This is a genomic window from Leptolyngbya subtilissima AS-A7 (genome assembly GCF_039962255.1).
Lineage (GTDB): Bacteria > Cyanobacteriota > Cyanobacteriia > Phormidesmidales > Phormidesmidaceae > Nodosilinea.
This window is the reverse complement of sequence record NZ_JAMPKY010000011.1, coordinates 200,771-224,679: the sequence shown is the minus strand read 5'-3', so window position 1 is coordinate 224,679 and position 23,909 is coordinate 200,771. Positions and strand designations below refer to the sequence as shown.

Sequence of the window (23,909 nt, the reverse complement as noted above, 5' to 3'; positions counted from 1 at the left end):
CTCTCCCGGAGGAAAGCATGGGCAATTCTGACCCCAAGCTATTTGTCGATGCTCAGTTCACCAGTCCCTACGCGCTATCTGCATTCGTAGCCCTACAAGAGAAGGGGCTCCCCCACGACCTAGTCTGCATTGACCTAGCCACCCAGGAAAATCGACAAGCCAATTACCAGCAGCGCTCCCTCACCGGTCGAGTGCCAACCCTTGAGCATGGCGAGTTTGCCCTGTCAGAGTCGTCCGCCATCACAGAATATTTAGAAGAGAGTTTCCCGCCGCCCACGTACACAGCCATTTACCCACAAAATCCTAGGGATAGGGCCAGAGCGCGACAGGTGCAGGCCTGGTTGCGCAGCGATCTGCTATCCATTCGCGACGAGCGACCGACAACGGTTATCTTCCACCAGCCCTGCGACCTGCCCCTGTCAGACGGAGCGCGAGTCGCGGTTGAGACGTTGTTTCAAGCGGCAGAAGCTTTACTTAAAGACCATCGCCTTTCGCTCTTTGGTCAGTGGTGCATTGCCGACACCGATTTGGCGCTCATGCTCAATCAGCTGGTTGCTAATGGCGATCGCGTGCCCGCACCGCTGGTAGAGTACGTGGAGCACCAGTGGCAACGACCGTCGGTACAAGCCTGGCTAGCGCAATCTAAAGCAGTTTGACCCGTTGTGCAGGTTGCTATGGCACACTAGCTTCTCACCCTGAACTACCGTTTCGAGACTGATTCTCCACCCATGAAACTCAGCGAGATTGTTCCCTGGGGCCGAACGCTAGATGAATATAAGGCAATGTTTAGTCTGTCAGAGGCAGATTTAACTCTGAAAATTCTCGGCTGTGGCGATGGTCCAGCCAGCTTTAATGCTGAGATGACAGAACTCACGCGATCCGTTATATCTATCGACCCGGTGTATCAGTTTTCGGCTGAGCAAATTGAGCAACGGGTGCGAGCCACTTACCAATCAATCATTTCTCAAGTCAAGCAAAATGCCGATCGCTACGTCTGGAAGAATTTTTGCGATGCTGATGATTTGGGCAAGGCTCGTCTCAACGCCATGGAGAAATTTTTATCAGATTATGAATTAGGAAAAGCTGAGGGCCGATATTTGCACCAGGCTTTGCCAAGCTTAGATTTTGACGACGATCGATTTGATTTATGCCTATGCTCTCATTTATTGTTTTTGTATGCAGAGCACCTGACACTTGACTTCCATATCGCATCAATTCATGAGCTGCTGCGGGTTGCGTCCGAAGTGCGGATTTTTCCTTTGATTCAACTCAACTGTGAACCCTGTCCATATTTAGATATTGCCTTAGAGGAATTCTCCAGCAAAGGTTACAGCGTCCAGATAGAGGCTGTTGCCTACGAGTTTCAGAAAGGCGGCAATAAAATGCTGAGAATCGTGCGATAAGGCAGCTTACAAACAATTCAGATGGCTTAAGCCTCAACTAAAACTATTGGTTAAGCTGAAACACAACGCCCAAATACTCTCGGTAAGCGCAAATTTTATCGTCCCTAACATCAAAGGCGATCGCAGCCTGATTTTCGTAGGGATGCCCTGCCATTAAACCTGATGAACGGACCTCAAAGATAACCGTTGTCGAATTAGAGACTACTTGAATAACGTTCAGGGTGAGACCTTCCGGAAACAGGCTAGACACCAGTTCAAAAAATGCTTTCGCCTTTTCTTTTCCGTGGTTTAAGCCTTTAAAGGAACCCGCTGGAAACCAAAAGGTAAAATCATCGCTGAGCTGGTCTAAGAATGGTGACCATTCACCACTGGCTAGCCCTTGGGCAAAGGCCTGAAACGCCACCTCAGCAACGCGCAATGTCTGAACGCTGGCTTCCGGCATGGAGAGGGTAAGCAACAGTCTTTAGATTATAGAGGCAGCCAATTTGCTTCAAAGGCCGCCCACAAAGCGCCCTGGGCTAAGACCGTTGTGGGGGTCAAACTGCGCCTTGATCGCTTGCATGACGCTCAAAGCGTTGCTGCTGTAACCCCACACGTCCACTGATTTTTTCAGGGAAAGAGGTGCTTCGAGCAGGGTGAAATAGCCTTGGTTAGTGGTGCAGCCCTTGCGCAATTCCTTCACCATGTCCGCCGTAGCCGCTGCCAGGCGCACTGTGCCAATGCCGCTACCGCCATGGATGCGCGCCAGGCTACCCGAGGGCAGTTGGTCGAGCCAAGCCACGACCTTAGCTGGAGGTAGACCCACTTTAGCCACGATCGCCTCGTTCTGTTCCTCAGATTGAGGGAAGAGAGCAGCACCGACCCCTGCCCAAATTTGCTCATCCTCCGCGCCCTGCAACACCTGGGCAGATAGCGCTGGCCTCACCACAGCCAAGAGAGCCTCAACCTGCTCGTCTACTCCCGGCGCAATAGATTGAAATCGAGCTACCAAGGCAAATTCTCCATAGCCCAAATAGCTAGCTAGGGCAGGGGATAGGATATCGAGGGCTACCGGGGTCAACGGCGATAGGCGTAGAGCATTCACCAAAGCTTCCATTTCCCCCGCCGCTCCAGTAACCACTACGGTTTTAGAGGTGTCTTGGCCTGGATAGAGACGAAAAGTGAGCTGAGAAATCACTCCCAGGGTGCCGTAGGAGCCGGTGAGCAGCTTCATCAGGTCATAGCCCGCGACATTTTTGACCACGCGCCCGCCCGCCTTGGCTACTTGCCCATCAAAGCGCACAAAGGAAATACCGATCAACATATCCCGCAGGCCGCCGTAGCGCTGGCGCAGGCTGCCGGTGTCGGCGGTCGCCACAATTCCCCCCAGAGTCGCCCGCTCTGGATAGGCAGGGTCCACAGCGAGGAACTGGTTGTGCGTGGCTAGCCTGGGAGCCAGATCCGCTAGTTTTGTCCCTGCCTGGGCGGTGAGGGTCATGTCCCCCACCGCGTGGTCGATCACCTGGTTGAGGCGGGCCGTACTCACGACGAGATCCACCCCAGCACCTAGACCGCCCCAGGACAGTTTGCTGCCACTGCCGCAGGGCACCACCCGCCAGCGATGCTTGTGGGCGCAGGCCATCACCGCCGCCAGTTCGGCTTCGGTGGTGGGGCAGACAATAGCCTGCGGCGTCAGGTATTCCGGCAGATCGAGGGCGGTGGGCGAGAGGATGCAGTCGCTGCCGACCACGGCTCCTAAGGCATCAGCGACGTTAGCCATACCCTAGTCGATGCTGATGGGGGTGGGGCCGCTGGCCGAACCGGTGGCGGGGGGCACATTGGTGCGAGCGGTGCGAAACTCGGCATACAGGCGAGCGCGCCAGTCAAAGAAGGCTTTGTATTCGGGCACATCGGCAATACCGGGGACACCCTTACCGCCGATGCCCTCAGGCAGATCGACATATTGAGCGGTGGGAAACTTGAGGTACATGGTGGCAGCGGCCACGGCGAAGTCGGCCAAGGTGGGTTGATCGCCCAGCAGGTAGGGGCTGTTTTGCAGCATCAGCACCAGGGCTTCGAGATCCTGACGCAGGCCAGCGGTGGCGACTTTAATGTCGTCGGGGCCAAAGCCGACGCCTGTACCAACTAGGTTGAGCAAGTCGCCGGGTAGAGCACCTACCAGGCTGCGCAAGGGCGCGGGGGTAAAGCTGGGCAATAACGCCGTGCGAAAGTTGGGATGCTGCTTAAAAGCACCGACCATAACAATGCGAGCTTTGGGCACGATCGCCTCGTCGGCCCAGCTCTCTAGCGCTAGGCACAGACCCTTTTGCTTGGGCTCGGTAGGGATCAGGGGCCGGTCGAGATAGGCTTTTTCGATGTGCAGGGCGATCGCAGTGGAGTCGGGAATCACCTGCTCACCGTCTTTGAGCACCGGCACCTGGCGCTGGCCCGACATTTGAAACACTTCGACCTGGCCTACGCCGGGGGTTACTTCGACCTTGTGGTAGGGCACCTGCTTGTAGTCGAGAATCAGCCGAATCTTTTCGGCGAAAGAGGAGGCTTCAAACTGGTACAGCTCTAGCATGGGAATCCTTATTGGCCAGGTTCTTCAGGGGGCAAATTGGGTACTGGTAAACCCGGTAACACTGTATCGCTATTTGCAGGCGCTGCACAGGCGGAATTAGTCGGCGGCTGGGTGGTGACGGTGACGGTTTCAAAGCCGGCAGTGGCCAGGAGCTGACCAACCGTGATTTCGGCGCGACGGTTGGCCTCGGCCAGCAGACCCTCGCTACAGGCGGCCTCTTCAATTTTGACCAGCGCCTCCTGCTGAGCTTTTTCTTGTAGCTCGGGGGCGGTATCTGGGCCAAGGCCTAAAAAACCGCGGCTGTAGTCAAACACGTTTGATTTGCTGAGATCGATTTTGCTGTCAAGAATCTTGGGCGGCGGCAGGGTGATCTGAATTGAGTTCTCCCCGCTCACCTGGACATTGGCAGCGGTAAGTTCGGCTAGGTCGACACCGGCCCGCACTTCGCCGTAGGCAATATAGAGAAGGTTGGTGGAACCAATCACGTAGCCCGCCAAGGTGCGATCGCTCTTGGTCGGTACCACCGCCTCCATGGCAAAAATCGCCGTGGTCAGCTCGCTGGCCCCCCGCAGCTGCTGAACGACGACGGATCGGACATCCACCTGCGGCTCTGCTGGGGCCGGGGTCAGCATGATGCGCACGCCTTCGAGAAAGCGATCGCCCGATCGCCAAAACCCAACCCCTGCTGCAATACCCACCAGCACCGCGCCACCAATCAACGCGTTGAAAACCGTGCGAATGGGACGGAAGGGCGATCGACGAGGCTGCTGCGGCACAGGTTGCGGGGTTGATGTAGGCCAAGGCTCAGCCGGAACGCTGGGGTCTACATAGCGCGGCGGCAGCGGGTCGGGCAGTTTGCGATCGGGAGGAGCAGGGCGCATGGGCGGGGAGTAGGTACTAGGCGGACGGACAAATGGATAAGGTTAAGGAAGACGAGAAATATAGTTCAAGTGTATTTTCTTTTACGGGTCATCTTTAGGCGCAGGTCTCGGGTTAGACAGGATTTAAGGTTGAAAGCGAAGGTTGTGGAGCGATCTAAACTTGGGCAATGGTTTCAAAGTCGCGATCATTGTGAACCAAAAGCAAATCGTTTTCGATTGCAGATTGAGCGATGCAACAGTCAACTGGACTGCGAACGGTCAGGCCCTGACAGCGTAGGTCATAGTAAATGCGGGCAGCGGCTTGCCAAGAGGAAGCTGTCAGCTCAACGTAGTCCTGTTCGTCTAGATAAGTCGAGAGAATTGTCCACTCTTGCTCGTTTAAGCTGCCCTGAAGCAGTGCAAGCTGAGTGAATCGGTTGAGTAAGACCTGACGAGCGGCAATTAAGGTTTCGAGCTTTTGGCGCACTTGACCACTGCGATCGCGAAAGATACCAATCCACACTGATGTATCAATCAGCAACATGACGAGTTTCGCGCAGAGCTTTATAGTCAAAATCTGGAGAAAAACGGATTTTCCCTGCTAGGTCGAGCAAGTTTTTCTTACGTCGTGATTTGACAAGTTCCTGTAAGGCAAGGCTCAATAACTCTTCTTGGGTGGTGAGCTGCGTGAGCTGCAGCGCCTCCTCAAGCAGTTTTTCATCAACATTGAGCGTAATTTTCATAGGGAACAGACCTAAATGAAAACGAGCCAACAGGAAAGCCGTTGCGTCGCCTTCTATCCTAGCCCGGCCTAGAAATTCCGACCCGTGGTTAACACATCGTACAAACCCCAGATTGCCATAGGGCGCATGTAGTGGCAGGCGCGGTAGGTGCCCAGGGCGGTGATCGCCTCTGGAGTGCGAAATTGTAGGCCGTAGGCGTAGATTTGCTGGATGACGGATTGAGCGATCGCCATAGCCTCTTCCGTCTTCCCCATCTGGGCAAAGAACGCCGCCAGACCAAAGTTGATGCCCGTCCATACCTCCTGCTGGTGGGTGCTGTCAGGGTCTTCGGGAGAACCGTCTGGCAACACGCCATTCGCTGCACCGATCGCCATCTTCAACGTCGCGGCGCTAAAGTTGCCGAGCTGAGCCCCCTCAAACTTTTGCTGGGGCGGCCGTTCCTGGCTTTGGACCACCTGGTTAAATTTCACAAAACACGCGTCGTAGATGGCATCGAGGGCCGACAGGGTAAATTCCTCCTCCACCAGGTCAGGCAGGCCCAGGTGGCGCACCATAAACTGGCCGCAAAGCTGGTCGGCCATCACCACATCCGAGCCACTGCCAGTGTCGAGGCGGTAGTAGCGGCCGTTCCACAGCTTGGGGTGGTAGGCCTTGAGGCCATTGTCGAGCCAGCGGCGGTACTGACTGAGCAGAATCGGGGTGTTGCCGGGGGCCAGTCCAGCGGCGGTGAGGATTTCGGCGATCGCGATCGCCGCCTCCATTGCCCCGAGCCACAGCCCGCCGCAGTAGGCGCTAATGCCCTTCAGCTGCCAATCGTCGAAGGTCTGGTCGGGGGCACCCTCGTTTTCGGGAATGCCATCGCCGTCGCGATCGAACTGCTTCAGGTATTGTAAGGTGTCAACCACAGCGGGCCAGCAGTCTTTGAGAAAGGCCACATCCGTCGCGCCCGTGAATTGGTAGGCGCGGTAGACCTGGAGCACAAAGTCGCTGCCCAGGTCTTTCCACAGGTTGCAGTCTTGGTAGCTGGTGTAGTTGGTCTGCGCCCAGGGGTGCTCGTTGGGGGCACCGAGGTCGTGGGGGGTGGCCCCTTTCAGCTTACGGATGGCGGGGGGATTTTCTAGCCCCATAGTGACGTAGTAGCCAATAATCCGCCGCCGCTCGTCTTGGGCAGGGATGGCACGGGCAAAGGCGCGCAGCACGGCTTTCTCTAGCTCGGGCCACAGCAACAGGGTGGCAAAACCACCGTAGAGGCGCACGTCCAGGCTTTCGTACCAGCGGTAGTCGATGCACTCCAGCACCGCAAACTGGCCCACGGGGTCGGCCTCAGTAGCGGCGCTCCACAGGGTGCCGCCGCTGGCCAGGTCGTACAGTTCGTTGAACAGCGCCATTTTGAACCAGTCGGGCAGGTCAGGCCGATCGAGAATCGGCTGCTGCCAAGCGGTGATTTGCTGCTGCCAGGTCTTGTACTCGGTTAGAGCATCGAAAGCGATCGCCCTCGCATTCCGCCCATCAGTGCCAAAGAAATCGGTATAGCGGCGGTAGTTGTTTACCCCAGCGGCAAATTCTGTGACGGGCAAATCCCACGCTAGGGCAATGGGGATCTGGCGTGTTTCGCCGGGTTGCAGGGTGAAGCGCAGGGCGATCGCACAGCCGATCTGCTCGCCTGCCTCTGCCGGAGAGGTATCCAGCAGATTCATCAGCCGCCCCAGTTTGGCGAAAGAATCCCACAGGTCGCGCCCGTTGCCCGCCGGGTTCCAGCGCAGATCATAGGAAACTTCTACATTGGAGTCGTCCAGCGCGGCGATGCACCACTGGCCATCGCCCTCTTTAGGTTCACCCTGCCAAGCTCCGTTCATTACGAGCGCCTTAAGACCGTCGGCGTTAATGAACTCGTTGAAGTTGCCGGTGCTTTGGGCGATCGCGGGTACGTAGTCGTAGTAGGGGCTGCCGTCATCGCGCAGCAGCACCTCGGGCGATTTTTGCGTATTGGTGAACCAGCCCACCATGTTTTGCCAGCTCACCATGATGCTCAGGGTGATGGGTGTCGTGGTGGGGTTGTGGGCCGTCCACTCAAAGGCAACCACCGGGTAGCTAGCCTCTCTATAGTTATCGGGCCAGATAGGCGAAATCTGTTCGCAGGTGATATGGGCGCGAAACACATTCTCGTAGCGGTACCAGCTCCGGGGATACAGCGCGTGGTAGCTGCCCGTGGTGCAGGCCTTGGTCGATGCCGGATACCACGACCACGACGACAGACTGCCATCCTCGGGCGGCTGGGTGCTGAGGGCGTAGGTCTGGGTTCTGCCGCCCCCCTGCTCCCACAGGCTAAACTGACACCCCGGGAAGCTCTGGAACACATGCTCGCCGCCATCCATGTGCCAGAGGTTGAAGTCACCGTTAGGCGATCGCCCAACACAGCCCGCCCCCAGTCCACCTAGGGGAGCCCCGTGGTTGGGCCCATCGTCGAGGTTGCTGGCGTAGCGCACGATGTAGTGGTGCTCCCACGGCTGGCCGAGGGGTCGTTGCCACGCTTGGGACGGAATCTGGGGAAGGGATGGGGTTTCAGTCATCCCAAAATATTACCGGAGCGGGTTGGTTTATAGGAGGTCGCCAGATTTGAACCTGGAACAAATGAGGTTGGCGATCGCGGCCTCACCCATGACACCAGGCAATTGGAATTTAGTTGGGTATCATCCTCAATTTGTCAAAGACAATTCCTTGCGGCAGGCCCGTACACCCAGCTCGTCACCGATTCCTCACGCCTGGGAGTGCTCAAGCCCACACTCGCTGTAGATCCCTTTAGAATTGGGGAGCTTGAGAGGCGATCAGAACGTCTCCCATGGCGTCAAACCCGCCCTGCAAGAACATTTGGATAAGTCAACCTTGCCCCTTACCCACAATCCCCCCGCCACCCTCGATCTCAACTTTGTCCGTCAGCAGTTCCCCGCACTGGCGAGCGACTGGGTGTTTTTTGACAATGCGGGCGGCGCGCAGATTCTCAAGCCCGTGGTCGATCGCATCACCGAATTTCTCTACGAGTCGAACGTGCAGCTAGGGGCTAGCTACGCCGTGTCGCAGCTGGCGACGGAGCGAGTAGCGGCAGGGGCCAAGGCCATGGCCACACTGATCAACGCCGCCGACCCAGCAGAGGTGGTGCTCGGCCCCAGTACCTCGGCACTGTTGCGCATGCTGGCCCAGTGCTTTCGCCCGACCCTTGAACCGGGCGATGAAATTATCGTCACCAATGCCGACCACGAGGCCAACATTAGCCCCTGGGTGGAGCTAGAGCGCGAGGGCATTGTGGTCAAAATCTGGCAGGTAAACCCCACTACCTTTGAGCTCGATCTGGCGGATTTGGAAGCTCTGCTGACACCGCAAACTCGCTTAGTCGCCGTCACCCACACGTCAAATGTTCTAGGCAGCATTCATCCGGTGCGGGCGATCGCCGATCTCGTCCACGCCCACGGGGCTCTGCTCTGTGTCGATGGGGTCGCCTTTGCACCCCACCGTCGCATCGACGTGCAAGCTCTCGATGTCGATTTCTACACCTTTAGCCTTTATAAGGTGTATGGCCCCCACATGGCGCTGCTCTACGGCAAAAAAGAGCTGCTGCTGGCCCTGCCTGGCTACAACCACTACTTCATCGACGACACGGCGATACCCTACAAATTTCAGCCGGGGGGCAGCAGCTACGAGCTGAGCTATAGCCTGACGGCAATCACCGAATATTTTGCAGCCCTGGCACGGCACCATGGCGAGCCTGGTGATGCTGACCCCATTGCCCAAGCCTTTGATCTGATTCAAAAGCATGAAGGAGCGCTCAACGAACGGCTGCTCTCGTTCTTACACAGTCGGCCCGGAGTTCGCATTATCGGTCGAGACACCGCCGACCCGACGGAGCGCGTTTCCACCATTTCTTTTGTGGTGGAGGGGGTGAACAGCGACCAAATTCCACCCCAGCTCGACGCCCACAACATTGGCATTCGCTACGGCCACTTCTATGCGCTGCGGCTAATCGAAGACTTGGGGTTGCTGCCCCAGCAGGGCGTGGTGCGGGTCAGCATGGTGCACTACAACACCCTTGAGGAATGCGATCGCCTAATTGAGAAACTCGCCCACTGTCTCTAGAATCCTCAGCCAACGCCGACATATAGTCAGTTCGGCGTCAGCATCTCCCCAAGGAACTTCATCAACCAATGTAGCTTTGCTGCAACAAAGCTTATTGCAACTTGGCCTGTCCCGTTTCTAGCTCAGGTAAGGGGCATCCAGTGTAGCGCTGGCTCACGGTTGAGTCTGGCAGAAAGCCGATGGACAGGGGATAGAAGGGCTTCTCCCTATGGTCCCAGCCTGGGGATATTGCGGCAATCTTTAATTTCGCTCTAACGAAATTTTGGCAGCATAAAACAGGCTAATTCATGCACCGCTCACCATTTCTCGGGGGTGAGTAAAAATCCAATTTGAAAAGTGTCCCACTTCTGAGATCTGGGATAAGCTAATTGGCGACGTTCGCTGCTCCTCCGATCGCGATTTACACCATGAATTGGCGACTCTGCAATCTCCCCAGACTGACTTCTGCTGCTCAATTCAAACCCGGCGTGGTTAAGACTTTAGTTCGTAGTTTGGCGAGCGGTTGGAGGCAAAGACCTCGCCGCAGAGCCTTGCTCGGGCTAGGGTTGGCTACAGCCTTCTTAATCTCAGTAGCGGTGCCCCGCTCGGTACCGGTGGCCAACGCTCAAGACCTGACCGCTGCGCTCTGGACTCGAGCCTCGTTTCCGGTCGAGAACTTCCAAACCTACACCTCCCCCTTTGGCTACCGCAGCGACCCCTACAACGGTGGCTCTCGTTTTCATTACGGCCTTGACTTAGCAGCCCCCAACGGCAGCTATATTCGCAACTGGTGGGCGGGCGAAGTGCTATGGGTTGAAGGCGACGGGGCCTGCGGCACCTCCATGGCGATTAAATCGGGGGAATGGACCCACATCTACTGCCACATGCAGGGGCATGTGGAGGGCAGTGGCCAGAACAAGGTCATGGTCGATCGCGACGGCGGCATTCAGCTGCGGGCGGGCCAGGCCATTCCGGCGGGGGCGCGCATTGGCCGAGTGGGCATGACGGGCCGCACCACCGGGCCGCACCTGCACTGGGCCTTAAAGTATCAAGACAACTGGGTTGACCCAGCCCTGGTGCTGCGGGCTATGTATGTTGGCCAGCAGGCGGCGCTGTAGGGTTCGGTGCCTAACCCCTGGCGGCGGTGGATAGCCTGGTTGGGACTTGTGGTTTTGGTGACGGGAGTGGCGATCGCTCAGCCGCTCCCGGCCCTGGCGGCTGATAGCCACCCACCTCTGACATTGGACCTGTTGCGCCAGCGATTGGCGGCCCCAGTGCAGCGGGAGGGCAGGCCTGCCATTGACCTACGCTACTACACCATCGATCTAGGGCCGGACAGCCCCCTGACCGATAGCTTTTACCGACTGCTGAGCAGCGGGCTGCAAAAACCGGCTACGACCCCAGCGCTCGACCTCAGCTATGCCATAGTGCAGGGCGATCTCGACTTGCAGCGCCTAGGCCAGCGCGAACCCCTCTATGGCGACAACCTCTCACCGCTGCTGAGCGATGCTGGGCGGGCGCAACTGAGGCGCGATCGCCAGCGCTTGCTTCAGCTCAGCCGGCTCTCCCAATCGTTGCTGATTCAGGGGCAGGGCAGCAGCCAGCAAATTTATTTGTTCAAAGCGCCGCTGGTGGCGGTGCAGACCCGCTTCACGGGCCAGGTGCTGGGGGGCGACACGTTCTTTTTGGGGCGAGTGCTGGCTAGCGGGGCGGTGTTTAAGCAGGGGCTCTCTGTGGGCGGGGCGCGCTTCAACCAAGCGGTAAATTTTTCGGGGGCCGACTTTCGCCAGCGATTGCAGGCCAAGGGCAGCCTGTTTTTTGAGCCAGCCCGGTTTGATCAGAGTCAGCTGCGCAGCGGTGCCACCTTTCAGGGAGCCGAGTTTAAGGCCGATGCCAACTTTAGTCGGGCGGTGCTGGCGGGCGATCTAAACTTTGGCCGAGTGCAGTGGCAGGGGGTGGCCGACTTTGCCCGCACGGTGTGGCAGAGCAGCGCCTTCTTTGTGCGCAGCTACTTTGCCAAGGCGCTATTTTTTACCGAAGCCCGCTTTGACGCGCCGCTGGTGCTGCGTCAGACCCGCTTTGGCGAGCCGGTCAACCTGCGCAACGCCATGGTCGGTGGCGAGGTCGATCTGGGAGATGCGATATTTCTGCCAGGGGCCTACCTGAACGTAGCCGGTCTGGAGTTTAGTCTGGAGCAAACCCAGATCTTGGGCACCCCCGGCAAAATTGGTCGGGTGTTTTCGGTGCCGCAGCTGGCGGGTAACGAGACCCTGCTGCGCAACCTGGAGCGCAACTTTCGCAATCAGGAGCAGATTAGCGACGCTAACTCGATTGCCTATACCGCCGAGCGCCTACGGCTAAAAAGCTGGCAGCAGCGGCTGCTGGGCACCAACGTCAACACCGCTTCGGTGGCGGCCCTGGTGCGGGCGGGCTTTACCGAAACCCAGGCGGCAGCGGTGGTCAACCAGCGCCAAATCCGGACCTTTATTGGCACTGAGGGGGTGCTGAGCGTGCCGGGGGTTGACCTGGCAGCGTATCTAAAGGTGCGCGATCGCATCTTTGCCCGCGACACTTTCCCCATTACCCGGCGATTCACCCTGGCTTTGCAGTGGCTGTGGCTGGGGGCGCTGGTGGTGCTGAGCCGCTACGGCACCAGCTTTGGCCTCACCTTTGGTCTGGGGCTGGTGGCGATTCCTACCTTTGCGCTGATGTTTTGGCTGGTCGATCGCTACCGTCGCCGCCGGGCCACCCCAATTCTGCCGCCGCTGGCGGAGGGGCTGTGGCTGGGGGGAGGCTGTAGCCTGCTGCTGGGGCTGGGGCTCAATGCCCTACTGCGCTCCGCCGACTACCCGCTGCTCACCCTGGGCTTTTTGTTTATGCTGCTAGTGCCGGTGCCCGCCGTGCTGATTGGTCTGTTGATCAAGCGGGGGCGCTACCATGACTTGATGGCAGAAAGCTATTTTGTCGAAGACGGCAGCCTGCGCCAGCTGCGGCTCTTGATCGCCCGCCTGCCGGTAATTCCGAAGTTTCCGTTTTTTCGCGATCGCTACACTTACCTGCTGCTCGATCGCCGCTGGAACTGGCTCAATTATTTAGACTTTAGTCTCAACAACTGGCTAAAATTTGGCTTTAATGACATTCGATTACGAGACGAGCATGTGCCGGGGCTGATTACCGCTTTGGTGTGGTATCAATGGGGGTTGGGTCTGCTCTACACAGCGCTGCTCCTGTGGACGCTCTCGCGCACCATCCCAGGGTTGAACCTGCTGATTTATTTCTAGCGCCGCTGTTGGCTATCCACCGACCGTTTTCTGCCCCCCGTGACCCAACCCTCTGCTTCCGATCTCAACCATCAGGCCAAATCCGATCTGCGCCGTCGCCTCATCAGCGCCCGCCAGAGCATTCCCCCCCAGCTGTGGAAGCAGAAGAGCGATCGCATCTGCGCCCACCTGCTCAACTGGAGCTACTTTCGCCAGTGCCGCATTATCCTGGCCTACACCAGCTTTCGCCAAGAGCCCGACCTCAGCCCCCTAACAGCGCACCATCCCCACTGGGGGCTGCCCCGCTGCGTCGATAAAAACCAGCTGACCTGGCACTACTGGTCGGCCAACAGCCGCTGGCCCCTGCGCAAAGGCTCCTACGGCATTATTGAACCCCACCCCAGGTCGCCCCAGGTAGACCTTTCCCTAGTAGATCTCATCCTCGTGCCCGCCGTCGCCTGCGACGTGCGCGGCTACCGCCTCGGCTACGGCGGCGGCTACTACGATCGCCTGCTCAGCCAGCCCCCCTGGCAAAGCATTCCCACCGTGGGCATTGTGTTCGAATACGCCCGCCTGCCTAGCTTGCCGAAAGACGTGTGGGACAAACCCCTCGCCGGCGTCTGCTCCGAAAGCGGCCTCTTCCTCGGCGAAAAATAACCTCCCTATTTTCCGCCCCATCTCCCTCACCCTCCCACTCTCCCTCACCCTCCCACTCTCCTACTCCCCCACCCTCCTCACCTCCCCCACCCTCCTCACCTCCCCCATCTCCCTCCCATGCACGGACCCAACCCCACCACCCGCCACCCCATCTCCGGCGTCACCCGCACGGCCTTTCTCAACACCCTTATCACTAACCCCAACATTCTCGTCGGCGACTACACCTACTACGACGATTTTGAGAATCCTGAGAACTTTGAGCGCAACGTGCTCTACCACTTCGACTTTGTCGGCGACAAACTGATCATCGGCAAATTCTGCTCTATTGCCTCCGACGTCAAATTCATCATGAACGGCGGCAACCACCGCACCGACTGGTTTACCAATTACCCTTTTCCCGTGTTTGGCCAGGGCTGGGAGTCGGTCATGCCCAGTGAATGGCCCCACAAAGGCGACACCGTCATCGGCCACGACGTGTGGATTGGCTACGGCGCGACCCTCATGCCCGGCGTGCAGGTGGGGGATGGGGCGATTATCGCGGCTCAGTCGGTGGTGACTAAGGCCGTGCCTCCCTACGCTGTTGTCGGCGGCAATCCCGCCCAGGTGATTCGCTACCGCTTCGACGAAGCCACCATTGAGGCCCTGCTAGAAGTTCAATGGTGGCATTGGGAGATTGAAAAAATCACCCGCCACTTGCCCATTATCTGTGGGGCTGACCTCCAGGCCCTGCAAGAGGCCCTCCGCACCGTTTGAGACCCACAGGACGGTAGCGCACCTGCCGACCGATTACTTTCTCGCCAGAAAAATCTTGTGGGATGACTGTCCTGGCTGGCCATTTTCCAGCAACACTGGCCAGCTCAAGCTGGCTCGTCAGTGTTCTCGGCCTAGCCATCTAGGGTATTCTTTGGACAAATTCCTTCGGGTGGCTAAGAGCATGAAACGGCGCGGCATAGTCAATAGTTTGTTTTTAGCGATCGCGGTTACCGTGATGCTGATCTGGCCCTTGGGGTTACGAGCCCCGGCCCAGCAAAGCGCTGGCTCTCCCCCGCCCCTCGGTAGCGTCGTGCGGCAGTACGAGATGCTGAGCATGCCCACCGCTACCGCCTACTCGGTTTATACCAATAACCTTACGACTCCTCACCAGGTGTGGTATCGCATCCATGGTGGTAATGCTCTATTTCGGCAGCGGCTGCGGGTCTATCAAGAAAATGCTGGCCCTCGCCCCATCAATCAGCTTCCCCCCGAGTCACAGTTGAAGGCAGAAATTACTGATAACGACCCCACCCGCTGGTATCGCTTTGCCCCCGAGGCAGATGTGTTTACCTACTATTTCGACGGCGACAATCGTCTGACGGCCAGAAGCCCCTGGCGCGATGGCTTTGGGGTGAAAGTCAGACGCACTCGGTACACCAACGGCAACCGCTACGAGGTTGACTTTGAAGATCAAGACTCCCTAGACGACTTTAATGACCTCAGGATTGAGGTCGTAATTCTTCAACCGGCGTAACATTAAGAGGGCAAAGCCAGGCGAGGAGCTGCGTCCATCGGGTTAACGGGGTCAATCTACGCAATCATAGAACGTAGGTATGGGTGAGGAAGGCTATGAATCGCTTTATTATCGGTGGCGTTTTGGCGGGTCTTGTGTTGATGCTGATGAGCGGCCTCAGTCGGCTCTCGGGCGATCGCCCCGAAAGAGAACGGCTCGCTAGCCAACAGAATACAACTGCTCAGAATGCCGATGGTTTGGGCGCACTGCCCCTCGAACAGGCTGGTCAATTGGTACAGCGCCAGAGCGAGGTGGGCACCAACGGCACTGCGGCCACGGGCAACAGCTCGTTTACCGACCAAGGCAGCAATCGCCCCACCATCTCACCAAACAACACAGGGACGACCGGAGCCAACGGCACAACCCCTGCCTCCGGCAACGTGATTCCCCGCACCGGGGCGGCGACCACCTATCCCGCTACGAGCGGCGACATTGCGCCCATTCAGCCGGGCCTGGTGCAGCCCGGTGCGGTCCAGCGTCCGGCAACCGACCCCGAATTAGACTCGATTCCAGCCCTGTGGTAGGCCCATTCTCCTGCGGTAGAGACGCGGCGTCGCGCCCTCCAGTGGCCTAAAATGAGGCTGAGCACTTAAGTTAAACGGCATGGCAAATCAGGGAAGCGACGTCCTGGTAGTGGGCGGCGGGGTTATTGGCTTGGCGATCGCCCTGGAGCTGCGACAGCAGGGGGCGACCGTCACTGTGCTCAGCCGCGACTTTCAGCAGGCTGCCAGCCACGCCGCTGCGGGTATGCTAGCCCCCCAGGCAGAAGGGTTACCACCAGGGCCGATGCTCGATCTCGCCCTCGCCAGTCTGGCACTGTATCCCAGCTGGGTGAATAAATTAGAAGCACTCACCGGACAGTCGGCGGGCTATTGGCCCTGCGGCATTTTGGCCCCGCGCCGCACGGCACCAGAGCTACCCACCGAGAGCTGGCTGGATGCCACAACTTTGGCCTACTACCAGCCGGGCCTGGGACGGGATGTGCAGGGAGCATTTTGGCACCCCGATGAAGGCCAGGTGGACAACCGCCTGCTGGTGCAGGCGCTGCGATCGGCGGTGATTGACCTGGGGGTTACTCTGCACGAGGGCACTGGAGCGATCGCCCTACGCCACTATCAGGGACGTGTTGAGCAGGTCTGCACAGCCCAAGCAGGCGATTTTAGCGCTGACCAGGTGGTGCTGGCTACCGGAGCCTGGGCCCACGAACTCTTACCCCTACCGGTATTTCCCAAGAAAGGCGAAATGGCGAGCCTGCGGGTGCCCCTCGGCTATGGCACACCGCAACCCCTACAGCGGGTACTGTTTGGCGAAGACATCTACATCGTGCCCCGCCGGGATGGTCGTATTGTGCTGGGGGCCACTAGCCAGGACGTTGGGTTCGCGCCCCACAATACGGCGGGCGGAGTGCATCAGTTGGTGGGCAATGCGATCGCCCTGCTGCCCCTGCTGGCCGACTTCACCCTTGAAGAAACCTGGTGGGGATACCGCCCCGCTACCCCCGACGAGTGGCCCATCCTTGGCCCTGGCCCCGCCGCCAACCTCACCCTAGCCACCGGCCACTACCGCAACGGCATTTTGCTCACCCCCATTACCGCTCAGCTAGTGGCTCAGGCAGTGCTGGGCAAGCCAGACCCGCGCTTAGATGCCTTCTCTTGGCAGCGCTTCCACACCGCCCCGCCAACCCTTCCTAACCTTCCCGCTGTTTCTCCTACCCCTCAAGCTATGACCTTTACCAATGTCGCCCCGCCTACCCCCGCCCCATTGGGGGCTATGTCCTTAGAAAACGACTTGACCGACCAACCCCTGATCATCGCTGGGCGAACCTTTTCGTCTCGGCTGATGACCGGGACCGGCAAGTATGACGACTTTGAGGTGATGCGCCAGAGTATTGCCGCCAGCGGCTGCGAAATTGTCACCGTAGCGGTGCGGCGGGTGCAGACCAACGCCCCCGGTCACCAGGGGTTAGCCGAAGCCCTCGACTGGTCAAAGATCTGGATGCTGCCCAACACCGCTGGTTGCAAAACCGCCGAGGAAGCCATCCGGGTCGCCCGCCTGGGCCGCGAAATGGCCAAACTGCTAGGCCAAGAAGACAACAACTTCGTCAAGCTCGAAGTCATTCCCGATGCCAAGTATCTGCTGCCTGACCCGATTGGCACCCTGGAAGCCGCTGAACAGTTGGTCAAAGAAGGCTTTGCGGTGCTACCCTACATCAACGCCGACCCGCTGCTGGCTAAGCGGTTAGAAGAGGCGGGCTGCGCCACTGTCATGCCGCTGGGGTCACCCATCGGCTCGGGCCAGGGCATTCGCAACGCCGCTAATATTCAAATCATCATCGAAACTGCCAAGGTGCCAGTCGTAGTAGATGCTGGCATTGGCGCCCCTAGCGAAGCCGCCGAAGCCATGGAAATGGGGGCCGATGCGCTGCTGATTAATACCGCGATCGCCAAAGCCGTCAACCCGATTGCCATGGGTCGCGCCATGGGGCTAGCTACCCTCGCCGGTCGCCTGGCCTACCGCGCCGGGCGGATTCCGGTGCAGGGGGTAGCCAGTGCTAGCTCGCCGCTGACGGGGCGGGTGACGGAGTAGGGAAGTGATGGAGTAAGAGAGTGGGAGAGTAATGGAGTAGGAGGGTAACGGAGTGGGGGAGTTAGAGCGAGTCATCCCTAAGTCCTCTGGTCAGGCTTTGCCAATACCCCATCACCCCAACACTCCCTTACCCCGTCACCCCATTTCCTAGTCCAAAATCTTCACTCGCCCGAGCTGAATTGCGTCGAATAGGCGATTGACCTGCTTGCGCTCGCTCTCATCAATGGTGCCGTCGGCCAGTACTAGGGTGGTTAGCTCCTGATACTGGGTCTTGGTTATGGCGCGGGCCTGAATGAACTGGCTAACTAAATCGGTGATGGGGCAGCCTGGCTGAGATGGTGACGACATAGAGCAGACCCTTGGCAAACGTACTGGATAGCGTTGGCCACTGCGCGAATAGTAGTCACTGCTACTGGCAAAAACTGGGTTGGCGCACTGGCAGATAGCGATCGCGGCTGAGGGTTATACAGAATGTCGTAACCGTCCGGGCGATGGCTATACCAGTTGTAACCGGAAGATGCAGCTGGTGACCAATTCTAAAGCGCCCAATGGAGCAGGTTAGCAATTTGCTGAGCCAGGGTGAACGGGTCAAAGGGCTTGATGATCAGACCGGCTACCCGGAAGGCGGTAAAGCGAGCGCGAGCGCGTACCAGCACGATAGCGCTAATGTCATCCAGTTTTTCGGCTGGCCAGGCGCAGGTCGTGGGACCAGCGGCTGGCCAGCTCGAAACCGGTAGCCCCATCCACCCTGCGAATAGCAACTGTTTAGGTCGATCTATGGCTAGGCTGCTGAATAAATGCTTCCACCTGGTCGGGGGGCAGCGGCGGCGCAATCCAGTAGCCCTGAATAGCGTCACAGCCCAACTGCTCCAGTCGGCGGGTTTGAAACTCAGTTTCGACTCCTTCGGCGATCACGGTCATGCCCAGCGACTTGGCGATTTGAATAATGGCTTTGACGATGCTGACATCGTCGTGGTCAACATCAATATTTTCAACAAACGACTGGTCAATCTTCAGGGTATTGATGGGAAAGCGTTTGAGATAGCTCAGGGATGAATAGCCGGTGCCGAAGTCATCAATTTTGATATCAACCCCCTGCTTCTGAAGGTTCGACAGTGTTGACAGCACGCCCTTCACGTTCAGCAGCAGCAGACTTTCGGTCACCTCTAAACCAAAGTTGGTGGCCGGCAACGATGTTCGCTCCAAAGTAGCCTTGATCTGCTCAAAAAATTCGGGCCGCTCAAACTGCGCCGCCGCCACATTCACATTCATCTTCAGCTCCTCGACGGTTGGGAACCGGTGACACCAATCGGCCATCTGGCGGCAGGCGGTCTCAAAAATCCACTGGCTCAAGGGAATAATCAGCCCCGTTTCCTCCGCCAGGGGAATAAATTCGCCGGGGGCAATTAGCCCGCGCTGGGGATGCACCCACCGCACCAGCGCCTCAAACCCTAGTAGCTGCCGATCGCGCAGGCTGACAATGGGCTGATAGTGAAGAATGAAGTCTTGGCGCTCCAAAGCTTGGCGTAGATGGGTTTCTAACTCAAATAGCTCGATCGCGCTAGTGTGCATCGCCGGGCTGAAGATTTCGTAGCCAGAGGATTGCCCCTGGGCCTTGGCTCGATACATGGCGTTATCCGCATCGCGCAGCATGTCTTCGCCTCGAATGTAGTTGGGGCTGGCCAGGGTAATGCCCAAGCTGGCAGAGGTAAACACCGTGTGGCCCGTCAGCCTAAATGGCGCTTTGATATCTCTCTGAATGCGCTCCACCACCTGGATGGCTTCGTTCAAGCTGGTGACTTGCTCCAGCAAAATAACAAACTCATCGCCCCCCAGGCGGGCGACCGTGTCGCTGGCCCTGACGTGGCGTTGCAGAATGTGGGCAATTTGCACCAGCAGCTGATCGCCCACCAGGTGACCCAGGCTGTCGTTGATCACCTTAAAACGATCTAGGTCGATGAACAAAACCGCAAACAGCTGCTCGGGGTGGCGTTTGAACCGCTGCACCGCCTGCTCTAATCGCTCAGTAAACAGGGCTCGGTTGGGTAGGCCGGTGAGGGCGTCGTGCAGGGCCTGATGGCGCAGTTCTTCTTCAGCCAATTTGCGATCGCTGATGTCGATAAAGGTCACCACCACCTGGGTTAGCTGCTGGGCATCGTCAAAGGTGGGAAATGCATTGACTAAGACCCAGGTGCAGTCTGGGGCCTGGAGGCGACGGATACCCAATACGCGGTTTTGCAGAGGGCGTTGGCTGGCGAGCACCTGCGTCACTGGATAGTGATCGAGCGTTAACGCCGCGCCGGTTTCATCCACAATCGTCCAGGGGGGATTGTCAGTCCGCTGGCCCACCATGTCTTCCATCGGCCTCCCCAGCAGCTGCACCGCCATCTGGTTGCACATGACAACGGTGGTGTCGGGAGCGTGGACAATCACCCCAGCGTGGAGATGGTCGACCAGCAGGCGATAGTTAGCCTCGCTGTGGCGCAGTTTTTGCAGAGCAATCTCTAGCGAGTAGGTTTGCTGCTGTAGCGTCTGATTCGCGGTGGCCAGAGCCACAGTGCGTTCGTCGATCCGTTGCTCTAGGGTGTCTAGGGTTTGCCGCAGCTGGTTCACCATGTGGTTAAACGCTTGAGCCACCGCCGTAAATTCGTTGTCTCCGGTGAGTTGCAGGGGCTGGCTTAGATCTTGCTGGGCAATGCGCTCGGCGGCGATCGCCATCAGCGTTAGGGGGGTGATAATCCGCCGCCCCAGCACAACACTGGCCCAGATCGCCAGGGCCAGGGCCGTTAAGGCCGTAGCCAGCAGGGCCGCGCTGCTTTGATTGGCAGTGTTGTCTAACTCTAGGCGGGCCGCAGCGGCGCGGGCTGCTGAGCGATCGCTAACGGTTTGAATAATCTCGTTAATGTCCTGGTTGATATTGGCCGCAATGATGCGGTTGACCTGCACCTGCTGATCGAGAAACAGCAGGGCATTGAGGGAGATCCGGTAGGTTTGCATCAGCGCCCGGGCCTCAGGGTCTAACGACTCCAACGGTAGCTGCTTTAGGGCGGCAGATAGCTGGTCTAGACTCGATTGCAGATCGTCGAGATAGGCAGGGTCTTGGGTATTTAGGTAGGTCTGCTGCTGAGCCATCAGCTGCCACACCAGCATGCGCAAAGTCGTGATCTCTGCGCGCTGGCTGTCGGGTAGGATGGCGAGCAAATCCTTTAGCTGTCGGTGAACCTCATGGTTCAGGCTATCCTCCGCGATGCGGCGAGTGGTAGTTTCAAAGGCCGATTCGTAGTTGTCGAACAGCGAGTCCAGTAGGGCAAATTCTTCGGCCAGCTCGGGGTTTTGGGCTTCCAATTCCCTCAGAGCGGCTAAGTTCTGGCGGGCCTGGGCCAAATAGTCCTGGTTGGTTTGAACATGCACCCGGGCATTAGCGTCGATGTTGCCCCCTTGCCAGGTATCAAAATAGGCCTCCTCAGCCTGGCGAGCCAGCAAAAAGTTGGTTTTTAGTTCTAGGCTGAGCTCGCGCAGCTGAGCGGCGTTGTCGAGGGTGGCCTGGCTGCGCAAGCGGAGCCGCTGCAAGCTGCCGTAGCCAATGGCGGCGCTGATGCCGTGCAGCAGCAAAATAATGCCAAACCCCAGCATTAGCTGAGCCCGAATGGTTCTAAACCACCGCAGACGACCGATCATGGCGGGCCCTCACTCGCCATCAGCTGCCTCACGGTGGACTGGAGCTGGTCGGCGGCCAAGGCTGGCTCTACCCCATCGTAGATATCGTGAATGGTGGCCGCGATCGCCAGGGCAACCTGGTTCCAGCGGGGGTGCAGCACCGCTGTCGGGCGCGAGGTTTGCATGGCGGTCTGTACGGCTAGAGCATAGTCAAAGTTGATCGCCTCGGTGTAGACCGACGGCGTCAACCAGCTCGAAAATCGGGGTGCCCCACCCGTGGCCACAGCAATTTTGGCTTCCATCTCCGGGCTGGTGGCCCATTGAATAAACAGCCAGGCGGCTTGGGGGTGACTAGACAGCCGGGGAATGCCGAGCCCCCAAAGCCAGTGACCGGTCAGGCTCTGTTGGTGAACCCGGGGCAGCACGGTGTAGCCCACCTGACCGGCGATCGCAGAAGTGTCACGCCGCTCAAAGACAGGCCCAAACAGACTGGCATCGATGTAAAACGCCGCTTTCCCCGCCTGAAAGAGCTGGGTAGCCTCGGGCCAGTTCATCTGTTTGATGTTGGCTGGCCCCGCCTGCATCAGCTGGGCGTAGGTGGTCAACCCCTCAACAATGCGAGGATCGGTGAGGCTAGGCTGTTGCCAGTCGCCGTCGAACCAGAGGTTAAAGGGCAGCGGGGTGGGCTCGGCTCCCCAGCCGTTGAGCACAATCCCCGCTACCGTATCGATAATGACGTCCGATTTAACCCCACGCATCACTGCCCCAATAGCCTGCCCGCTCTCGTTGATCTGGTTCGCGGCCTGCACCAGCTCAACCATAGTTTGGGGCACCTGACCCGCCAAAAACTGATTCACCAGGCGCTTGTTGTAAAACAAAATGTACGCCTCAAAGGTGGCGGGAATGCCAAACAGCTGGGGGCTGCTGCTGTCTGGCGGATACATGGCCGCCAGCCGAAACCCCTCAGGAAAGTCAAACAGGTTGTAGTTAGCCGCCGTCAGCTTGGGGTTGTTGAGCAGCGGCGTCAGCGGTAGCAGCAGATCGTCTTCCCACAGCCGGTAGGCCGTGGAATCCATTGGTAAAAAGAAGACATCCATCGGCACAGGGTCAGCCCGCAACAGGGCCTCCATCTCCGCAAAATAGGCTGGTTCCGCCACCGTGCGCGGCTTTAGGGTGATGCCGGTCAGGGCCTCAAAGTCGGGCAGGTAGGGCAGTAGGCCCGTGGTCCAGGGGTGATCATCCAGTAGCAACCCGATCTGATTACCCGCAAACTGACGCCAGTCAAAATTCTGGCCCGACTCGATCGCCGCTCCATCTGTAGGAGGTCGAGCCGACGGTCGGCAGGTGGTTAAGCTCGCCATCCCCGCTGCCGCTGCCAGCTGCATAAACCGACGGCGGCGAAGCGCACCTATAGACTGAGCCAATAGCTTTGGCATCACGGCAACGATTATAAGGAACAGGAACCATTGAGAGATGCACCGGCTGTTTCCTTAGGCATGCCCCATGGGGGCATATTGCAGAGCCTAGACAGGAGGTCAGTGAAGGATGGAGTCTGAAGGCTTAACCCCTGAGCGGCAACAGCCCCCTAACCTTTGAAAGGTAGGGGGCCTATTTTCCCACAGGGCTTGCCCCAGTCGGTTTAACGTAAGGACTTGATCTACATCTTTCGTAATTTAGTTGGAGGTAAAGGACATGCACGCTGATCCTGTTCAGAAGGAATACGCCCGTCTTGCGCCTTGGTACGATCGCCGTTGGTCATTTTATGTTGATGCCACTGTTCAAGAGACCATGCATCGTTTAGAGCTCAATTCTCATGAGCGCATCTTAGATCTGGGTTGTGGAACAGGAACGTTAATTCAGTGCCTTTTGCGCCTAAATCCAGAAACAGAGATTATCGGATTAGATCCTTCCGCAGAGATGTTAAATGTAGCTCGACAGAAATTACCGAAGTCAGTTGAGTTGCGAATCGGTAGTGCAGATAATATTCCATTTCCAAACGAGAGTTTTGATTTGGTGATCTCAACCAATGCGTTTCATTACTTTCGTCATCCTTATCAGGCCATCCAAGAAGTAAAGCGAGTTCTAGGGCCTAATGGGCATCTAGTGATTACAGACTGGTGCGACGATTATCTGACATGTCGTATTTGCGATATTTTTCTACGCCTTTTCAATCGCGCTCATTTTAGGACGTATGGCACAAGTGAATGCCAAAGAATGCTCCAAGATGAAGGATTAGCTAAAGTTTCAATTGAGAAATACAAAATTGATTGGTTGTGGGGAATGATGACAGCAACGGCTGTTAAGAAAGCGATCGCGACGTAACAACTCAGTTGAAGCGGACTGGTGAAGTCGGTCAATGTTGCAAAAAAGGCTACTAGCAACTGCCAACTGGAACGCTATCCCGGTTGATCAACTTTGTATCAGGATTAGGCAACTGGTCGTGCCAACTTTTTCTGCACCTTCTCCAAGAATGGGCGATGATACCTTCGGACTCTTTAGCCCTGTCACCTACGCTGCAATAGGTGCG

At 57.9% G+C, this 23,909-nt stretch carries 22 protein-coding genes; 11 read left to right on the top strand and 11 right to left on the bottom strand.

Translation table 11 applies throughout. The features are described 5' to 3' along the window. The first annotated feature begins 17 nt into the window (after positions 1-17). Together yfcF and NC979_RS22175 are read left to right on the top strand one after the other, a co-directional pair. Complete coding sequence (gene yfcF / locus NC979_RS22180) at positions 18-656, top strand: glutathione transferase (protein ID WP_190516142.1); 639 nt, start codon at positions 18-20, stop codon at positions 654-656. 72 nt (positions 657-728) lie between these two features. Next, positions 729-1,403 (top strand): SAM-dependent methyltransferase, encoded by a 675-nt coding sequence (locus NC979_RS22175; protein WP_190516140.1) that lies wholly within the window; start codon positions 729-731, stop codon positions 1,401-1,403. Between the two features lie 43 nt (positions 1,404-1,446). Here NC979_RS22175 and NC979_RS22170 read toward each other — a convergent pair whose 3' ends face one another. The 7 genes from NC979_RS22170 to NC979_RS22140 all read right to left on the bottom strand — a co-directional run bounded on the left by NC979_RS22170 (position 1,447) and on the right by NC979_RS22140 (position 8,139). Next, positions 1,447-1,845 carry a nuclear transport factor 2 family protein gene (locus NC979_RS22170; RefSeq protein ID WP_190516137.1) on the bottom strand — a complete coding sequence of 133 codons (399 nt, stop codon included), beginning with the start codon at positions 1,843-1,845 and terminating at the stop codon, positions 1,447-1,449. Positions 1,846-1,893: 48 nt separating this feature from the next. Further along, positions 1,894-3,162, bottom strand: a complete 1,269-nt coding sequence (locus NC979_RS22165; RefSeq protein ID WP_190516134.1) for an FAD-binding oxidoreductase — start codon at positions 3,160-3,162, stop codon at positions 1,894-1,896. A gap of 3 nt (positions 3,163-3,165) precedes the next feature. Next, on the bottom strand, positions 3,166-3,966 hold the full coding sequence (locus NC979_RS22160) for a glutathione S-transferase family protein (protein WP_190516132.1): 801 nt from the start codon (positions 3,964-3,966) through the stop codon (positions 3,166-3,168). An 8-nt stretch (positions 3,967-3,974) separates the two neighbouring features. Next, positions 3,975-4,847, bottom strand: coding sequence for a DUF4230 domain-containing protein (locus NC979_RS22155; protein ID WP_190516130.1), 873 nt, complete (start codon positions 4,845-4,847; stop codon positions 3,975-3,977). Positions 4,848-5,001: 154 nt separating this feature from the next. Continuing rightward, the gene (vapC, locus tag NC979_RS22150) at positions 5,002-5,370 is read right to left on the bottom strand and encodes a type II toxin-antitoxin system VapC family toxin (RefSeq protein ID WP_242023891.1); all 369 of its coding nucleotides are present in this window, start codon (positions 5,368-5,370) and stop codon (positions 5,002-5,004) included. Then, a complete protein-coding gene (locus NC979_RS22145; protein ID WP_190516127.1) occupies positions 5,357-5,569 on the bottom strand; it encodes a type II toxin-antitoxin system VapB family antitoxin in 213 nt (70 codons plus the stop codon). Before NC979_RS22145 ends, vapC begins: the two co-directional genes overlap by 14 nt. 68 nt (positions 5,570-5,637) lie before the next feature. Next, on the bottom strand, positions 5,638-8,139 hold the full coding sequence (locus tag NC979_RS22140) for a GH116 family glycosyl hydrolase (protein ID WP_190516124.1): 2,502 nt from the start codon (positions 8,137-8,139) through the stop codon (positions 5,638-5,640). Positions 8,140-8,383: 244 nt separating this feature from the next. Here NC979_RS22140 and NC979_RS22135 point away from each other — a divergent pair, with 244 nt between their 5' ends. The 8 genes from NC979_RS22135 to thiO all read left to right on the top strand — a co-directional run bounded on the left by NC979_RS22135 (position 8,384) and on the right by thiO (position 17,725). Beyond that, positions 8,384-9,697, top strand: a complete 1,314-nt coding sequence (locus tag NC979_RS22135) for a cysteine desulfurase-like protein (protein ID WP_242023890.1) — start codon at positions 8,384-8,386, stop codon at positions 9,695-9,697. A gap of 575 nt (positions 9,698-10,272) precedes the next feature. Continuing rightward, positions 10,273-10,794 (top strand): M23 family metallopeptidase, encoded by a 522-nt coding sequence (locus NC979_RS22130; RefSeq protein WP_347403894.1) that lies wholly within the window; start codon positions 10,273-10,275, stop codon positions 10,792-10,794. A gap of 39 nt (positions 10,795-10,833) precedes the next feature. Beyond that, entirely contained in the window at positions 10,834-12,957 is a 2,124-nt protein-coding gene (locus tag NC979_RS22125; RefSeq protein WP_199308702.1) for a pentapeptide repeat-containing protein, read from the top strand. Positions 12,958-12,996: 39 nt separating this feature from the next. Then, positions 12,997-13,593 (top strand): 5-formyltetrahydrofolate cyclo-ligase, encoded by a 597-nt coding sequence (locus tag NC979_RS22120; RefSeq protein ID WP_190516119.1) that lies wholly within the window; start codon positions 12,997-12,999, stop codon positions 13,591-13,593. A gap of 117 nt (positions 13,594-13,710) precedes the next feature. Further along, positions 13,711-14,346: a CatB-related O-acetyltransferase gene (locus NC979_RS22115; RefSeq protein WP_190516116.1), complete on the top strand. Its 636-nt coding sequence runs from the start codon at positions 13,711-13,713 to the stop codon at positions 14,344-14,346. A gap of 181 nt (positions 14,347-14,527) precedes the next feature. Beyond that, a complete protein-coding gene (locus tag NC979_RS22110; RefSeq protein WP_348253808.1) occupies positions 14,528-15,100 on the top strand; it encodes a hypothetical protein in 573 nt (190 codons plus the stop codon). Positions 15,101-15,195: 95 nt separating this feature from the next. Continuing rightward, positions 15,196-15,663, top strand: coding sequence for a hypothetical protein (locus NC979_RS22105; RefSeq protein WP_190516112.1), 468 nt, complete (start codon positions 15,196-15,198; stop codon positions 15,661-15,663). 79 nt (positions 15,664-15,742) lie between these two features. After that, positions 15,743-17,725 (top strand): glycine oxidase ThiO, encoded by a 1,983-nt coding sequence (gene thiO, locus NC979_RS22100; protein ID WP_190516110.1) that lies wholly within the window; start codon positions 15,743-15,745, stop codon positions 17,723-17,725. 147 nt (positions 17,726-17,872) lie between these two features. On the opposite strand, the gene NC979_RS22095 is transcribed toward thiO, so the two are convergent. The 4 genes from NC979_RS22095 to NC979_RS22080 form a co-directional block, all read right to left on the bottom strand. Then, positions 17,873-18,073, bottom strand: a complete 201-nt coding sequence (locus NC979_RS22095) for a tellurite resistance TerB family protein (protein ID WP_190516108.1) — start codon at positions 18,071-18,073, stop codon at positions 17,873-17,875. A gap of 188 nt (positions 18,074-18,261) precedes the next feature. Then, a complete protein-coding gene (locus NC979_RS22090) occupies positions 18,262-18,468 on the bottom strand; it encodes a response regulator (RefSeq protein WP_190516106.1) in 207 nt (68 codons plus the stop codon). Between the two features lie 22 nt (positions 18,469-18,490). Continuing rightward, positions 18,491-21,403, bottom strand: coding sequence for an EAL domain-containing protein (locus NC979_RS22085; protein WP_190516103.1), 2,913 nt, complete (start codon positions 21,401-21,403; stop codon positions 18,491-18,493). Then, positions 21,400-22,818, bottom strand: coding sequence for an ABC transporter substrate-binding protein (locus NC979_RS22080; RefSeq protein ID WP_199308690.1), 1,419 nt, complete (start codon positions 22,816-22,818; stop codon positions 21,400-21,402). The genes NC979_RS22085 and NC979_RS22080 overlap by 4 nt, the downstream gene beginning before the upstream one ends. A 256-nt stretch (positions 22,819-23,074) precedes the next feature. On the opposite strand from NC979_RS22080, the gene NC979_RS22075 reads away from it, so the two are divergent. Further along, positions 23,075-23,704 carry a class I SAM-dependent methyltransferase gene (locus NC979_RS22075; RefSeq protein WP_190516100.1) on the top strand — a complete coding sequence of 210 codons (630 nt, stop codon included), beginning with the start codon at positions 23,075-23,077 and terminating at the stop codon, positions 23,702-23,704. Positions 23,705-23,909 lie beyond the last annotated feature (205 nt).

Bases quoted from the DNA above. Each gene is read 5' to 3' on its own strand.
- yfcF (WP_190516142.1), top strand. From the start codon at position 18: ATGGGCAATTCTGACCCCAAGCTATTTGTCGATGCTCAGTTCACCAGT.
- NC979_RS22175 (WP_190516140.1), top strand. From the start codon at position 729: ATGAAACTCAGCGAGATTGTTCCCTGGGGCCGAACGCTAGATGAATAT.
- NC979_RS22170 (WP_190516137.1), bottom strand. From the start codon at position 1,845: ATGCCGGAAGCCAGCGTTCAGACATTGCGCGTTGCTGAGGTGGCGTTT.
- NC979_RS22165 (WP_190516134.1), bottom strand. From the start codon at position 3,162: ATGGCTAACGTCGCTGATGCCTTAGGAGCCGTGGTCGGCAGCGACTGC.
- NC979_RS22160 (WP_190516132.1), bottom strand. From the start codon at position 3,966: ATGCTAGAGCTGTACCAGTTTGAAGCCTCCTCTTTCGCCGAAAAGATT.
- NC979_RS22155 (WP_190516130.1), bottom strand. From the start codon at position 4,847: ATGCGCCCTGCTCCTCCCGATCGCAAACTGCCCGACCCGCTGCCGCCG.
- vapC (WP_242023891.1), bottom strand. From the start codon at position 5,370: ATGTTGCTGATTGATACATCAGTGTGGATTGGTATCTTTCGCGATCGC.
- NC979_RS22145 (WP_190516127.1), bottom strand. From the start codon at position 5,569: ATGAAAATTACGCTCAATGTTGATGAAAAACTGCTTGAGGAGGCGCTG.
- NC979_RS22140 (WP_190516124.1), bottom strand. From the start codon at position 8,139: ATGACTGAAACCCCATCCCTTCCCCAGATTCCGTCCCAAGCGTGGCAA.
- NC979_RS22115 (WP_190516116.1), top strand. From the start codon at position 13,711: ATGCACGGACCCAACCCCACCACCCGCCACCCCATCTCCGGCGTCACC.
- NC979_RS22110 (WP_348253808.1), top strand. From the start codon at position 14,528: ATGAAACGGCGCGGCATAGTCAATAGTTTGTTTTTAGCGATCGCGGTT.
- NC979_RS22105 (WP_190516112.1), top strand. From the start codon at position 15,196: ATGAATCGCTTTATTATCGGTGGCGTTTTGGCGGGTCTTGTGTTGATG.
- thiO (WP_190516110.1), top strand. From the start codon at position 15,743: ATGGCAAATCAGGGAAGCGACGTCCTGGTAGTGGGCGGCGGGGTTATT.
- NC979_RS22095 (WP_190516108.1), bottom strand. From the start codon at position 18,073: ATGTCGTCACCATCTCAGCCAGGCTGCCCCATCACCGATTTAGTTAGC.
- NC979_RS22090 (WP_190516106.1), bottom strand. From the start codon at position 18,468: ATGGGGCTACCGGTTTCGAGCTGGCCAGCCGCTGGTCCCACGACCTGC.
- NC979_RS22085 (WP_190516103.1), bottom strand. From the start codon at position 21,403: ATGATCGGTCGTCTGCGGTGGTTTAGAACCATTCGGGCTCAGCTAATG.
- NC979_RS22080 (WP_199308690.1), bottom strand. From the start codon at position 22,818: ATGCCAAAGCTATTGGCTCAGTCTATAGGTGCGCTTCGCCGCCGTCGG.
- NC979_RS22075 (WP_190516100.1), top strand. From the start codon at position 23,075: ATGCACGCTGATCCTGTTCAGAAGGAATACGCCCGTCTTGCGCCTTGG.